The sequence below is a fragment of the Halomonas sp. AOP27-A1-41 genome, from assembly GCF_052378605.1.
Classification (GTDB): Bacteria; Pseudomonadota; Gammaproteobacteria; order Pseudomonadales; family Halomonadaceae; genus Vreelandella; species Vreelandella citrativorans.
In genome coordinates this window covers 24,745-38,770 of the sequence record NZ_JBQSXT010000020.1, presented here as the reverse complement: position 1 = coordinate 38,770, position 14,026 = coordinate 24,745, and the positions used below count along the sequence as shown (strand labels likewise).

Genomic DNA, 14,026 nt, shown 5'->3' with positions numbered 1-14,026 from the left:
CCAAGCAGTGACGCGTTAGTGGCGGCCGTGATGACCCTCGAAGCGTGAAACGTTAGAGAGCTTCGGATTGGCTTTAGGGTTTTTGCGATAAAGCAGTGCCATTTTACCAATCGTTTGCACGACGTCGGCGCGGCTGCCGGTGACCAGTTCGTTTAGCATGGCCGCACGGTCGTCACGCTCAGGCAGGGCAAGTTTTACCTTGATAAGCTCGTGATCGTTGAGCGCGCGGTTGAGTTCTGTGAGCAAATTTTCGGAGACGCCGTTTTCAGAAACGGTGACCACTGGGTTCAAATGGTGGCCAATGCTGCGAAATGCTTTCTTTTGTGCCTGTGACAAGCTCATGGTATCTTGCGGTATCCCGGTTAGCGCTTAACGTTCCATCTTACGGTGAAATGCCACCAAGTGAAAGCTATCGCGTTAATGCGCCCATCTCTATATTGCAGTGTTAGATTCTGATATGCAGCAAAAGCCCCCGAGTCGTAAACATTCAGTGAGCAAAACCAGCAACAACTGGAAGAAAGAGCACTTTGACGACCAGTACGTGAAACAGAGTTGGCAGGATGGTTATCGCTCTCGCGCAAGCTATAAACTGCTGGAGCTGGATGAAAAAGATAAGCTGCTTCGCCCGGGCATGACGATCATTGATCTGGGCGCGGCGCCTGGCGGTTGGAGCCAGATCGCCGCTGAGAAAGTCGGTATGGACGGTGTGGTGATCGCCTCTGACATACTGGAGATGGACGCGCTGGCAGGGGTGGACTTTATTCAAGGCGATTTTACGGAAGAGTCGGTGCTTAATGCGATTCTTGAACGGCTGGGAAATCGTCAGGTAGACCTTGTGATGTCCGACATGGCCCCCAATATGAGTGGTATGGCTGCGATTGACCAGCCTCAGGCTATGTACCTTGTAGAGCTGGCGCTAGAGCTCGCCCGTGAGACACTGCCCCCCAAAGGCCGCTTTCTGGCCAAGGTGTTTCAGGGGGAAGGATTTGACGCCTACCTTAAAGAATTGCGCGGCAGTTTTGATCGTGTCGTGATCCGTAAGCCAGATGCCTCGCGGGCTCGTTCGCGGGAAGTCTACTTTCTAGCGGAGGGGTTTCGCGGCTAAACTGACAGGTCGTGCATAGCAAAGATTTATCATCGCGATTGCCAGACAGGCAGGCGCAAGGTGTGTCACATTATACGCATGAGATAAGCGTGATACAGATGGCCCAAAGTTAATAGTGCTTTGGCAATGGTTGAACGCCAGGTACTGGTGTAAGGTCTCAGTATTGGCGTTTAACTGACGGATTCTTGTAATGAGGGTAGCCCCTTGAACGATATGGCGAAGAACCTGATTCTGTGGCTGGTCATCGCGGCTGTGCTACTGACAGTGTTCAACAATTTTAGTACCGAAAGCGCTCCCCAAAGCACCAATTACTCCCAGTTTGTGGAGCAGGTGCAAAATCAGCAGGTGCGTAGCGTTACCATTGATGGCTATACCATTAGCGGTGAGCGTACGGACGGTTCGCAGTTCCAGACGATTCGTCCGGCGGCTGAAGACCCCAAGCTGATGGATGACCTGCTAAGCAATAATGTAACGGTTGTGGGTAAAGCGCCAGAGCAGCAAAGCATCTGGATGCGCCTGCTGATCGCAAGCTTCCCGATTCTGTTGATCCTGGCCATCTTTATGTTCTTTATGCGCCAGATGCAGGGCGGTGCTGGTGGCGGTAAAGGCGGCCCGATGAGCTTTGGCAAGTCCAAGGCCAAGCTGCTTTCTCAGGACCAGATCAAAACCACGTTTGCCGATGTAGCCGGTTGTGATGAAGCGAAAGAGGAAGTGGAAGAGCTTGTCGACTTCCTGCGCGATCCAACGAAATTCCAGCGCCTGGGCGGTACGATCCCTCGCGGTGTATTGATGGTGGGCCCGCCGGGTACCGGTAAAACGCTGCTGGCAAAATCGATTGCCGGTGAAGCCAAGGTGCCGTTCTTCTCGATTTCAGGCTCTGACTTCGTTGAAATGTTCGTGGGTGTCGGTGCGTCTCGCGTGCGTGACATGTTCGAGCAGGCCAAGAAGCAGGCGCCCTGCATCATCTTTATCGACGAGATTGACGCGGTTGGCCGGTCACGCGGTGCTGGTATGGGTGGCGGTAACGACGAGCGCGAGCAGACGCTCAACCAACTACTGGTTGAAATGGACGGCTTTGAAGCCAACGAAGGCGTTATCGTGATTGCCGCCACCAACCGCCCGGACGTACTCGACCCGGCGCTGCTGCGTCCAGGCCGCTTTGACCGTCAGGTAACCGTTGGCTTGCCGGATATTCGTGGCCGTGAACATATTCTGGGCGTTCACCTGCGCAAAGTGCCGCTGGCAGAAGACGTGAAGCCGTCGATCATTGCTCGCGGTACGCCAGGCTTCTCTGGCGCCGATTTGGCTAATCTGGTTAACGAATCCGCGCTGTTTGCTGCACGCCGTAACAAGCGTCTGGTTAGCATGGAAGAGCTGGAGCTTGCCAAAGACAAGATCATGATGGGCGCTGAGCGCAAATCGATGGTCATGACCGATAAAGAGAAGCTGAATACGGCTTATCACGAATCGGGCCATGCGATTATCGGCCTGGTGATGCCTGAGCATGATCCGGTCTACAAGGTAACGATTATTCCGCGCGGCCGGGCATTGGGTGTCACCATGTTCCTGCCCGAGGAAGACCGTTATAGCCTGTCGCGTCAGCAGATTCTTAGCCAGATTTGTTCGCTGTTCGGTGGCCGTATCGCTGAAGAGATGACGCTGGGGGCCAACGGTGTCACCACCGGTGCTTCTAATGACATCAAGCGCGCTACCGAACTGGCTCATAACATGGTCGCGAAATGGGGGCTGTCAGACGAGATGGGCCCGATCATGTACGACGAAGATGAGTCACATCAGTTTCTCGGTGGCCCGGGCCAAGGCGGCAGCAAGATGAAGTCGGGTGACACAACGACGCGTCTTGATAAAGAAGTACGCAAGATTATTGACGATTGTTATGAGCAGGCGCGTCAGATCCTGACCGATAATCGCGATAAACTGGAAGCCATGACCGAAGCGTTGATGAAGTACGAAACCATCGATGCCGACCAGCTGAAAGATATTATGGAAGGCCGTGACCCGCGTCCGCCGGAAGGTTGGAACGACGGTGACTCACCGGGTGGTGGCACGCCCGTTAGCGATGACGCACCGACGACGCAGAACGATTCATCGAACGCCACTGATCATGCGTCTGGTGATGGTGCTTCAGGGGATGAGGGTGACGAGGATGATGACAAGCCTCGCCGACGCCCCTCTGACCCGCTAGGTGGTTCAACGGGCTCCTGATACGCTCCGGCCACTGCAAAGGCGCCCCAATATGGGGCGCCTTTTTGTTATGCTGTTATTCAGGCAGTAGCAGTGCTTCTTTTTAATAGGCAGCCGCATGAAATCAATAATTGACCCCTCTTTATCACCCGCAATGAATGAGAATGTGCACATGCGTTGTGGGCGCCATGTACTGGATCTCTCTTTTCCTCGCGTTATGGGGATTTTAAATGTTACGCCTGACTCTTTTTCTGATGGTGGTCGGCACGTAGCGCTGGATGACGCGCTGCGTCATGCCGAGCGTATGCTTGCCGAAGGTGCCGTGATTATTGATGTGGGTGGTGAGTCGACGCGCCCCGGGGCTGAGCCGCTAAGTGCTCAAGAGGAACTTGATCGGGTCGCACCGGTTGTTGAGGCGCTGGTTCGTGAGCTGGATGCGTTGGTATCAGTCGATACCAGCTGCTCGCTGGTGATGCGCGAATCAAGCGCGCTGGGCGCTGGAATGATTAACGACGTGCGTGCGCTTGAGCGTGAAGATGCCTTAATGGCGGCCATTGGCAGCGGGCTTTCTGTCTGTTTAATGCACCGCCAGGGTGAGCCGCAGGATATGCAGCAGTCACCTTCTTATGACCAGCCGGTGGAAGTGGCTGTCGCTGATTATCTAGCGCAGCGTGTCGCGGAGTGCGAGGCTGCTGGCCTGCGTCGCAGCCGTTTGCTGCTCGACCCGGGCTTTGGGTTTGGTAAAACGGTTGAACACAATTTGCGCCTGCTAAAATATATGGATGCCCTGCAGGCGCTTGGTTTGCCGCTATTGGTGGGAATGTCGCGTAAAAGCATGATTGGCAAAGTGCTGGGGCGTCCGGTTGAAGAGCGTTTGGCGGGTGGTCTTGCGCTGTCTGCCATGGCCGTTGAACGTGGCGCTAAAATCCTACGCGTGCACGATGTGGGGCCGACGGTCGATGCCGTTAATATGGCCTGGGCGGTACTCCAGGAGGGGTGCGACATGCCGCTAAACGAGGAAAAATATTCATGACACGACGCTATTTTGGTACCGACGGGATTCGGGGCACGGTCGGACAAGCACCAATCACTGCCGATTTTATGCTCAAGCTTGGTTGGGCAGCGGGCCAGGTATTGCGCCGCGAAAAGGGACGGACGCGGGTGTTGATTGGTAAGGACACGCGTATTTCAGGTTATATGTTTGAGTCGGCGTTAGAAGCCGGGCTTTCAGCCGCAGGCGTTGATGTGTCGCTTTTGGGGCCCATGCCGACACCGGGTATTGCGTATCTCACCCGCACGTTTCGTGCCGATGCAGGGATCGTGATTTCAGCATCACATAATCCGTTTGATGATAACGGCATCAAGTTTTTCTCGGCAGAGGGCAAAAAGCTCCCCGATGAGACAGAAGACCGTATCGAAGCCATGCTGGAGGCGCCGTTAACGACCGCTGAAGCGGCCCAGTTGGGCAAGGCAACTCGGATCGGTGATGCCGCTGGCCGCTATATTGAATTTTGCAAATCGACACTGCCAGACCGCTTAAGCCTGCATGGGCTAAACGTTGTGCTGGATTGCTCCCACGGTGCGACCTATCACATTGCGCCAAACGTGTTTCGCGAGCTAGGCGCAGAGGTCAGCGTTATCGGCGCGTCACCAGACGGCTTGAATATTAACCATCAAGTAGGCTCTACACATCCTGCGGCGCTACGTGCTGCGGTCATTCACCGGGGGGCCGATTTAGGCATCGCATTTGATGGTGATGGGGACCGCGTGTTGATGGTGGATAGTGATGGCCGCGAAATTGATGGCGATGATATCCTCTATTTGATTGCTCGTGACCGTCATGAGCGAGGCCTGTTAGCAGGTGGCGTGGTAGGCACCTTAATGAGTAACTTTGGCCTTGCTGTCGCGCTTGAAAAGCTGGGTATCCCCTTTAAACGGGCCAAGGTGGGTGATCGCTTTGTCATGGAGATGATGGCGGCTAACGAGTGGGAGCTGGGTGGCGAAGCGTCGGGGCATATTGTATGCGGTCATGTGCAAACCACTGGAGACGGCATTGTCGCTGCTCTACAGGTGTTGGCATTGATGATCCGTGAGCAAGCATCGCTGCCGGAATTGCTGAAAGGGTTTGAGAAAGTCCCGCAGGCCTTGGTGAATGTGCGTTTGCCCGCTGGGACCTTGGCGCATGATGTCATGGCATTAAGCGCCCTGCAGGACGCTGTTGCTGACGTTGAAAAACAGCTGGGTGATCAAGGGCGGGTGTTGTTGCGGCCCTCCGGCACCGAGCCATTGATTCGCGTGATGGTAGAAGGCTGCGGTCACTTGAATGTTGATCAGTTGACTCAGGGGCTGGCTGATCGTGTTCAAGCCTTGCTCAAATAAGGCAGCTGTGCTTGTCAGCGGTTGTCTTGTCAAGGCCGCTCCTATACCATTTCGCTCCACCTTGAGTGAGGAGAGTTCATGCGTACGCCATTAATTGCCGGTAATTGGAAAATGAACGGGTCCGCTGCACTGATAAATGATTTTGGCAGCGCGTTTGCTGATGTCTCGTTACCTGCAGCCTTGGACGTTGTGCTTATTCCCCCCTTTCCTTATCTGGACGCGGCGCGTCAGGCGTTTCGCAATACATCGCTAGCGTTAGGCGCCCAGACGCTTAATCCTATCGAGTCTGGTGCGCACACGGGTGAAGTGAGCGGACGTATGCTCAAAGAGTTCGAAGTGGCGTATGTGCTGGTGGGTCACTCCGAGCGTCGCGAGCTGTACCGTGAAAGCGATGAGCAGGTGTTTGATCGCTTATTGGCGGCGCTGGATAATGGCCTGACACCCATTCTGTGTGTGGGTGAGTCACTTGCCGAACGCGATGCCGAGAAGACCATGGATGTGGTATTGCGCCAGGTAGGCTATGCGATGACGCGTTTAGCGCCCGAGCAGCGCCAAGCGGTCGTGATTGCCTATGAACCCGTATGGGCGATTGGTACCGGGCGGACAGCAACGCCCGAGCAGGCGCAGGACGTAATGGCCGGAATCCGCGCCTACCTCGCAGAGTTTAGTGCAGCGCTCGCTGAGCAGATGCGGTTGCTCTACGGCGGCAGTATGAACGCAAAAAATGCGGCTGAGCTACTTGCCCAGCCGGATATCGACGGCGGTTTAGTGGGCGGTGCTTCGCTCAAAACCGATGATTTTTACGCCATTTGTCAGTCAGCAGGATAACGCCATGCAAGTTGCAATTCTTATGGTCCACGTGGTGATTGCGGTCGCCCTGGTTGTATTGATCCTGCTTCAGCAGGGTAAAGGTGCCGAAGCGGGTGCCGCGTTTGGAGGCGGTGCCTCGCAAACGGTATTTGGCTCGCGCGGTAGCGGTAGCTTTTTGTCGCGTACCACCGCGGTTCTGGCAGCAGGTTTTTTCGTAACCTCTATGGCGCTGGCGTACTTTGCAACGCAAGCAGGCCAGGCGCCGGAAGCGGGTATTCCTGATTCACGCCTGATCGAGCAACAGCAAAGCGTTCCAACGCTTGACGATAGCCCTGCAAGTGTGGATAATACCGCGCCAGTGCTAGAGGAAAGCAGCGAGTAAATGCTTGATGTCGCTTTCTTTAGCCTCCCCTGATGCCGAAGTGGTGGAATTGGTAGACACGCTATCTTGAGGGGGTAGTGACCGTATGGTCGTGCGGGTTCAAGTCCCGCCTTCGGCACCATCTGTTTTGCTGGCTCGCCAGCTTCCCAGACTCTTTATCAAACAACGTTCGTCAAAAAACGTTTTGATAAAGAAACCCAGGTTTAGCGCCTGAGACGAAAAGAGTTCTTGACGTAAGTGGTTCAAGTGTCTATTATCGTCGACCTAGATTGATGCGGGGTGGAGCAGTCTGGTAGCTCGTCGGGCTCATAACCCGAAGGTCATCGGTTCAAATCCGGTCCCCGCTACCATTTCCTGGTAGCACGTTAGATAGGCGAGTAGCCTGACAGATCATGGTAATGAGATGTCGATAAGGGTTAATTGCCAAGTAGGTAAATCCTGCACTGTGTTCCCTGGTTGGTATTACAGGTTTCTTATGAAAAGCCCCTTCCTGTGAAGGGGCTTTTTGTTAGCAAGCTTTTTGTTAACAAGCGTGTCTCAAGAGCGGATATCGTCCGAGTTGCCGGAGACACATTCCGGGTAACGCCAATCAGCCTCCTGGCTTCTCTAATAACTCCTGGCCAGGTGCCTGATGCAACGGCTATAGGAGCTTTGTCTGTGGCCACTAAACACGCAGCGCTACATGCGCTAATTGAACCTGTCGTCGCCGCCATGGGCTTTGAGCTATGGGGTATCGATCATGTTTCCCAAGGCAAGCATTCGCGGTTGGTGGTTTACATCGAAAGCGAAAGTGGTGTCAGTGTGGAAAATTGCGCTGATATTAGTCGCCAAGTCAGTGCTGTGATGGACGTGGAAGATCCCATTCCCGGTGAGTACCGGCTGGAAGTCTCTTCGCCCGGTATGGCACGCCCTTTATATACCCTGGATCAATTTACCCGCTATCAAGGCCACCATGTCGCACTTAAGCTGCGCGTGGCGTTTGATGGACGGCGCAAATACCAGGGGCTCTTGGCAGGTGTCGAGGGTGATGAAGTACTGCTACAACTGGATGGCGAGGAGTTCTGCTTTCCGATTGAAAGCATTGATTCAGCGCACATCGTACCGCAGTTCGACGATTAACCGGGTGGCGGCGCTGCCGGCAGGCTGCCGGGGTGATGCACAAAAGGACAGGTTTTCTGGCGAGGCAAACGCATGAGTAAAGAAATTTTAATGGTCGTTGACGCGATCTCCAACGAAAAAGGCGTCCCCCGGGATGTCATCTTCGAGGCGGTAGAAGCGGCTCTTGCGAGCGCGTCACGCAAGCGTTTTGAAAATGAAGAAGCCAATGTACGGGTGCGTATCGACCGCCGTACAGGGGAATACGACACCTTCCGCTACTGGACAGTGGTTGAAGATGACGAATTCGAAACGCCAGATTACGAAATCAAAGAGACCATCGCCGAGCAGCGCGACCCGCCTTTGAAGCTTGGCGACGTTGTTGAACAGCAGATCGAAAACGCGATGTTTGGACGTATTGCCGCCCAAACTGCCAAGCAGGTCATCGTACAAAAAGTGCGTGAAGCTGAGCGCGCTGAAGTGGTTCGCCAATATGCGGACCGTGAAGGCGAGCTGGTGGCCGGTATTGTCAAAAAGACCACTCGCGACGGCCTGATTATCGATTTGGGCGAGAATGCTGAAGCCTTCTTGCCGCGCAATGAGATGATCCACGGCGAGCGTTACCGCATGAACGAGCGGGTTCGCGCACTGCTGGTTAAAGTTGACCCGGATGCACGGGGTGCCCAGCTGCAGCTGTCGCGTACCAACCCGGCGTTGATTATCGAGCTGTTTAAAATTGAAGTACCTGAAATCGCTGAACAGCTGATTGAGATTAAAGGGGCTGCGCGCGACCCTGGCTCACGTGCCAAAATTGCCGTTAAGACCAATGATCGCCGCATCGACCCGGTAGGGGCGTGTGTGGGGATGCGTGGTTCACGCGTTCAGGCTGTTTCGTCTGAGCTGCAAAATGAGCGTGTCGATATCGTGCTGTGGGACGACAATCCCGCCCAGCTGGTCATTAATGCCATGGCGCCCGCTGATGTTGGGTCTATCCTTGTCGACGAGGATGCCCACGCAATGGACGTGGCGGTTGCTCAGGATAACCTGGCACAGGCAATTGGGCGTAGTGGTCAAAACGTACGCTTGGCGTCAGAGCTTACCGGCTGGCGTATCAACGTGATGACCGAAGAAGAAGCTGACTCCAAGCGCGAGCAGGAGATTGATAGCCTGGTGGACACGTTCGTTCAGCACCTTGAAGTGGACGAAGACGTGGCCCGCCTGCTGGTAGAAGAAGGGTTTACTACCCTGGAAGAGGTTGCCTACGTGCCGCTTGAAGAAATGCTCGAGATCGAAGAGTTCGATGAAGATCTGGTTGAAGAGCTGCGTGCACGTGCGAAAGACGAGCTGCTGACGATGGCGATTGCCTCGGAAGAAGCGCTAGACGGTGCCCAGCCAGCAACTGATCTGCTGGAAATGGACGGCATGGAGCGCCATCTGGCCTTCATTCTGGCTAGCCGTGGCATTGTCACTATGGAAGATCTCGCCGAGCAGTCTGTCGACGATCTGGTCGATATCGAGGAGTTGGACGAAGCGCGCGCAGCGGCACTGATCATGACTGCCCGTGCGCCCTGGTTTGAAGACGATAACGCATCGGATTCGAACACACAGTAAACAGGTCACGGGCTGAGGAGGGTCACTATGTCAGATATGACAGTTAAAGATTTTGCAGTAAAGGTGGGCCGTGATGTGCCCCGCCTACTAGAACAGATGAAAGAAGCTGGCTTGAAGCACGCCTCTGAAGGCGATGCCGTGTCTGAAGAAGACAAGCAGAAACTGCTGACCTTTCTGAAGAAAAGCCATGGCGGCGACAGCGACACTGATACAAGCAAAAACCGTATCACGCTGACCCGTAAAACGCGCAGCCGTATTAAAACCGGCGAACGCGGTAAAACGATTGAAGTGCAAGTACGCAAGAAAAAAACGTACGTTAAAAGCGCCGAGGAGGATAAGCCGAAAGTCGCTGAGCCTAAGCATTCAGGTCCACGCCAGCTAGTGGGCGATATGGCCGAAGCCGAAGCCGAGCGTAAAGCGCGCGAAGCACGTGAAGCTGCCGAGAAAGCAGCCGCCGCTAAAGCCAAGGCAGCGGAAGACGCCGCGCGTAAAGAAGCCGAAGCGAAAGCAGCGGCTGAGCCTAAACTTGAAGTGCCCGAACTTCAGATCGAAGCTGCGCCAGCGACAGAGGAAATGCCGCCAGCACCGCCGAAAGAAGGCCGTACCGACCGTCGTACTGCACCGCCCAAGAAAGCTGTCGCGAAGAAAAAAGGTCGTGATGACGAAGATGACCGTGGTGATCGCGAAGAGCGTAAGCGCGGCGGCGGGGCGAAGAAAGTAAAACGTGCCGAGCGTCGTGGCGGCCGCCGTGGCCCAAGTCAGAGCGGCAATGGCAAGCACGGCTTCCAAAAGCCGACTCAGCCGATCGTACGTGAAGTATCGATCCCTGAGTCAATCAGCGTGGCTGAGCTTGCCGACAAAATGTCGATCAAGGCCAACGAAGTCATCAAGGCCATGTTTAACATGGGCGCGGCTGTGACCATCAACCAAACGATTGACCAGGATACAGCGGCCATCGTAGTGGAAGAGATGGGCCACAAGGTCAAGCTAGTGAAAGATGATGCGCTGGAAACGGAAATGCTTGAAGGCATCTCCTATGAAGGCGAAGAGATCACCCGCTCTCCCGTCGTGACCGTTATGGGCCACGTTGACCACGGTAAGACCTCATTGCTGGACTACATTCGCCGTGCCAAAGTGGCCACCGGTGAAGCAGGTGGTATTACCCAGCATATCGGTGCTTACCACGTTGAAGACAGCCATGGTGGCGTGACCTTCCTGGATACCCCTGGCCACGCGGCGTTTACTGCCATGCGTGCTCGTGGTGCCAAGGCAACCGACGTGGTTATCCTGGTGGTCGCTGCTGACGACGGCGTGATGCCCCAGACCATTGAGGCGATCGAGCACTCCAAAGCGGCTGAAGTACCCATGGTCGTTGCGGTGAACAAGGTCGATAAGATTGGTGTTGATTTTGACCGCATTCGTAACGAACTCTCGCAGCACGGCGTAATTTCCGAAGAGTGGGGCGGTGATACGCAGTTTGTACACGTTTCCGCCAAGACCGGTGACGGTATTGAAGAGCTGCTGGAAGCGATTCAGCTGGTTTCTGAAGTACTTGAGCTGAAAGCAGTGCCGTCGGCACCTGCTAAAGGCGTTGTCGTTGAGTCGCGTCTTGACCGAGGCCGCGGCCCGGTAGCTACCGTACTGGTTCAAAACGGTACGCTGCAGAAAGGCGATATCGTTCTGGCTGGCCTGCACTACGGCCGTGTACGTGCGCTGACCAACGAACTTGGCCTGCAGGTTGAGAGCGTCGGCCCGGCCATGCCCGTTGAGATTCAGGGCCTGGACGGTACGCCGGATGCGGGGGATGACTTCATGGTCGTGGCCGATGAGAAGAAAGCCCGCGAAGTGGCTAACTTCCGTCAAGGCAAGTACCGCGAAGTACGTCTGGCGCGTCAGCAGAAAGCCAAGCTTGAGAACATGTTTAGCCAGATGGGTCAGGATGAAGTGGCCAAGGTTAATATCGTTCTTAAAGCCGACGTACAAGGCTCTCTGGAGGCGATTAAAGGTGCCCTGGAAGAACTCTCCACTGATGAAGTACAAGTGGCTGTGGTCTCTTCAGGTGTTGGTGGTATCACCGGTACTGACGCCAACCTGGCGCTTGCCTCTGAGGCAATCGTGGTCGGCTTCAACGTCCGTGCCGACGCCGCTGCCCGCGAGATTATCGAGCGTGAAGGCCTGGATCTGCGTTACTACAGCGTCATCTACCACTTGATCGATGAGGTCAAGCAGGCGATGAGCGGTATGCTCGCCCCCGACTGGAAAGAAGAGATCGTCGGTGTTGCCGAAGTGCGCGATGTGTTCCGTGCGCCGAAGATCGGTGCAGTGGCGGGTTGTATGGTCGTCGAAGGTTCCGTGTCCCGCAGCAAACGCATCCGCGTACTGCGTGACAACGTGGTCATCTACGAAGGCGAGCTCGAATCGCTGCGCCGCTTCAAGGACGACGTACAAGAAGTGCGTAACGGTATGGAGTGTGGCATCGGCGTGAAGAACTACAACGATGTCCAGGTCGGCGACAAGATCGAAGTCTTCGATCAAGTCAGAGTCGAGCGCAGCCTGTAAGGCCGCGAGGAGACAACCATGCGCGAATTTAAGCGTACCGACCGAGTAGCCGACCAGCTCCAAAAGGAGCTGGCGGTACTTATTCAACGCGAAGTGAAAGACCCGCGTTTGGGCATGATCACGGTGAGCGGCGTGACCGTTAGCCGTGATCTTGGCTACGCCGATATCCATGTCACCCTGTTGGGTGAGCAGGAGCCTGAGCGTATCAAGGAGAATCTGCAGGTGCTTAAGCGTGCCGCCGGTTTTCTAAGGAGCCAGATTGCCAAACGCATTCAGCTGCGCCATGTCCCTGAACTGCGTTTTCATTACGATGAGAGCGTGGTGCGTGGGCAGCACCTCTCTTCCCTGATTGAAGAGGCCGTGTCGACTGACCGAGCCCGTCAAGTGGATGAAGAGGGTGACTCTGATCAAGGTGAGGAGACGCGCTAATGGCTCGTCGCCGTCGCGGTTTACCGGTCAATGGGGTATTACTGCTGGATAAGCCCAAGGGCGTTTCCAGCAACCATGCCCTACAGCGTGTACGTCGTTTGTTCGAGGCCCAAAAAGCCGGACATACCGGCACGCTGGACCCCATGGCAACCGGCTTATTGCCGATTTGCCTGGGCGAGGCCACCAAGTTCTCCGCGCACCTGCTGGAAGCCGACAAGATGTATCGCACCCGCGTTGAGCTGGGTGTGATCACCGACACCGGTGATGCAGAAGGCACGGTGATTGAGCGCCGCGATGTGCCGTCGTTAACAGCGGATGACGTTGAAGCCGCGATTGCGCGCTTTCGCGGTGAGATCGATCAAGTGCCGCCGATGTATTCGGCGCTCAAGCATCAGGGCAAAAAACTCTATGAGCTGGCCCGTGAGGGTAAGCAGGTAGAGCGTGCAGCGCGGCGGGTAAGCGTGTATGATGCGCGCCTGCTTGCGTTTGACGGCGAAGCCTTCGAGCTTGAAGTCACCTGCAGCAAGGGGACTTACATCCGTACGCTGGCCGAAGATATCGGTTTGGCGCTGGGGTGTGGTGCTCACATCAGTCAGCTCCGCAGGCTCAAAACCGGGCCTTTTACGGGTGACGCGATGTGGACCCTCGAAGCGCTTGAAGCATTGGCGGATCAGACCTCGCGTGAGGCTGAATTAATGCCCGCTGATGTGCTGGTGGATCATCTGCCGACGCTTGAGGTGGACGAAACGGCTTACGGGCGCTTAGCCCACGGTCAATCGGCCAACTTGAGTATTGGTACGCTGGCTCCCGATGCATTGGCAAGACTTTATTATGCTGAGACGTTTATCGGCCTCGGTGTTGTAAAAGGTGCTCAGGAAGTAGCGCCCAAGCGACTGTTAAGTACCGTCGCTATCTCGTAAGAGTCCGGGTGAAGCGTTGCAAGGATGTGACGGTTTACGCGAAAATAGCACTTGAATAGCACTTGAATAGCACTTGAATAGTACTGGAAACGGTACTTGAAATAGTACTGGAAACAGTACGTCGAAAAGAGTCGCCTGAGACTGCAAATATGCGTGGTCTCACCCATTAAATTTTAGGCATATTGCTTACTGGAGAGACAGATGGCATTAACCGCTGAAACGAAAGCCGAAATCGTCAACGAATACGGCCGCGGCGATAACGATACCGGTTCCCCTGAAGTACAGGTTGCACTGCTGAGCGCCAACATCAATGGCCTGCAGGACCACTTCAAAACCAACAAGCAGGATCACCACTCGCGTCGTGGTCTGATCCGCATGGTAAACCAGCGTCGTAAACTGCTGGACTACCTGAAGCGTAAAGATTTCGAACGCTATCAGTCTCTGATCCAGCGTTTAGGTCTGCGCCGCTAAGCTATTGTTGGCGAAGATTGAGAAACGGGCAGCTCCTTGTGAGCTGCCCGTTTTTTTATGCAT

The 14,026-nt window shown here is 55.1% G+C and carries 13 protein-coding genes and 2 tRNA genes; 14 read left to right on the top strand and 1 reads right to left on the bottom strand.

Annotated features, from left to right (window positions below; all coding sequences use genetic code 11):
- Window positions 1-15 precede the first annotated feature (15 nt).
- The gene (yhbY, locus tag ACT3TC_RS13115) at window positions 16-342 is read right to left on the bottom strand and encodes a ribosome assembly RNA-binding protein YhbY (RefSeq protein ID WP_087108709.1); all 327 of its coding nucleotides are present in this window, start codon (window positions 340-342) and stop codon (window positions 16-18) included.
- A gap of 115 nt (window positions 343-457) precedes the next feature.
- On the opposite strand from yhbY, the gene rlmE reads away from it, so the two are divergent.
- The 14 genes from rlmE to rpsO all read left to right on the top strand — a co-directional run bounded on the left by rlmE (window position 458) and on the right by rpsO (window position 13,963).
- On the top strand, window positions 458-1,105 hold the full coding sequence (gene rlmE, locus ACT3TC_RS13110) for a 23S rRNA (uridine(2552)-2'-O)-methyltransferase RlmE (RefSeq protein ID WP_172117600.1): 648 nt from the start codon (window positions 458-460) through the stop codon (window positions 1,103-1,105).
- Window positions 1,106-1,309: 204 nt separating this feature from the next.
- Window positions 1,310-3,328, top strand: coding sequence for an ATP-dependent zinc metalloprotease FtsH (gene ftsH / locus ACT3TC_RS13105; RefSeq protein WP_444640320.1), 2,019 nt, complete (start codon window positions 1,310-1,312; stop codon window positions 3,326-3,328).
- Between the two features lie 97 nt (window positions 3,329-3,425).
- Window positions 3,426-4,340 (top strand): dihydropteroate synthase, encoded by a 915-nt coding sequence (gene folP, locus ACT3TC_RS13100; protein WP_444640319.1) that lies wholly within the window; start codon window positions 3,426-3,428, stop codon window positions 4,338-4,340.
- Window positions 4,337-5,686, top strand: a complete 1,350-nt coding sequence (glmM, locus tag ACT3TC_RS13095; protein WP_172117598.1) for a phosphoglucosamine mutase — start codon at window positions 4,337-4,339, stop codon at window positions 5,684-5,686. The genes folP and glmM overlap by 4 nt, the downstream gene beginning before the upstream one ends.
- A gap of 78 nt (window positions 5,687-5,764) precedes the next feature.
- A complete protein-coding gene (tpiA, locus tag ACT3TC_RS13090) occupies window positions 5,765-6,514 on the top strand; it encodes a triose-phosphate isomerase (protein ID WP_444628508.1) in 750 nt (249 codons plus the stop codon).
- A 4-nt stretch (window positions 6,515-6,518) separates the two neighbouring features.
- The gene (gene secG, locus ACT3TC_RS13085; RefSeq protein WP_172117596.1) at window positions 6,519-6,878 is read left to right on the top strand and encodes a preprotein translocase subunit SecG; all 360 of its coding nucleotides are present in this window, start codon (window positions 6,519-6,521) and stop codon (window positions 6,876-6,878) included.
- A 34-nt stretch (window positions 6,879-6,912) separates the two neighbouring features.
- Window positions 6,913-6,999: transfer RNA gene (locus tag ACT3TC_RS13080), tRNA-Leu, on the top strand.
- 152 nt (window positions 7,000-7,151) lie between these two features.
- A tRNA-Met gene (locus ACT3TC_RS13075) sits at window positions 7,152-7,228 on the top strand.
- A 307-nt stretch (window positions 7,229-7,535) separates the two neighbouring features.
- Window positions 7,536-7,997: a ribosome maturation factor RimP gene (rimP, locus tag ACT3TC_RS13070; protein ID WP_172117595.1), complete on the top strand. Its 462-nt coding sequence runs from the start codon at window positions 7,536-7,538 to the stop codon at window positions 7,995-7,997.
- Between the two features lie 72 nt (window positions 7,998-8,069).
- Window positions 8,070-9,584, top strand: coding sequence for a transcription termination factor NusA (gene nusA / locus ACT3TC_RS13065; protein WP_172117594.1), 1,515 nt, complete (start codon window positions 8,070-8,072; stop codon window positions 9,582-9,584).
- Window positions 9,585-9,611: 27 nt separating this feature from the next.
- On the top strand, window positions 9,612-12,143 hold the full coding sequence (gene infB, locus ACT3TC_RS13060; RefSeq protein ID WP_172117593.1) for a translation initiation factor IF-2: 2,532 nt from the start codon (window positions 9,612-9,614) through the stop codon (window positions 12,141-12,143).
- An 18-nt stretch (window positions 12,144-12,161) separates the two neighbouring features.
- Window positions 12,162-12,572, top strand: a complete 411-nt coding sequence (gene rbfA / locus ACT3TC_RS13055) for a 30S ribosome-binding factor RbfA (RefSeq protein WP_172117592.1) — start codon at window positions 12,162-12,164, stop codon at window positions 12,570-12,572.
- On the top strand, window positions 12,572-13,492 hold the full coding sequence (gene truB / locus ACT3TC_RS13050) for a tRNA pseudouridine(55) synthase TruB (RefSeq protein WP_444640318.1): 921 nt from the start codon (window positions 12,572-12,574) through the stop codon (window positions 13,490-13,492). The genes rbfA and truB overlap by 1 nt, the downstream gene beginning before the upstream one ends.
- 201 nt (window positions 13,493-13,693) lie before the next feature.
- A complete protein-coding gene (gene rpsO, locus ACT3TC_RS13045) occupies window positions 13,694-13,963 on the top strand; it encodes a 30S ribosomal protein S15 (RefSeq protein WP_018917553.1) in 270 nt (89 codons plus the stop codon).
- Window positions 13,964-14,026 lie beyond the last annotated feature (63 nt).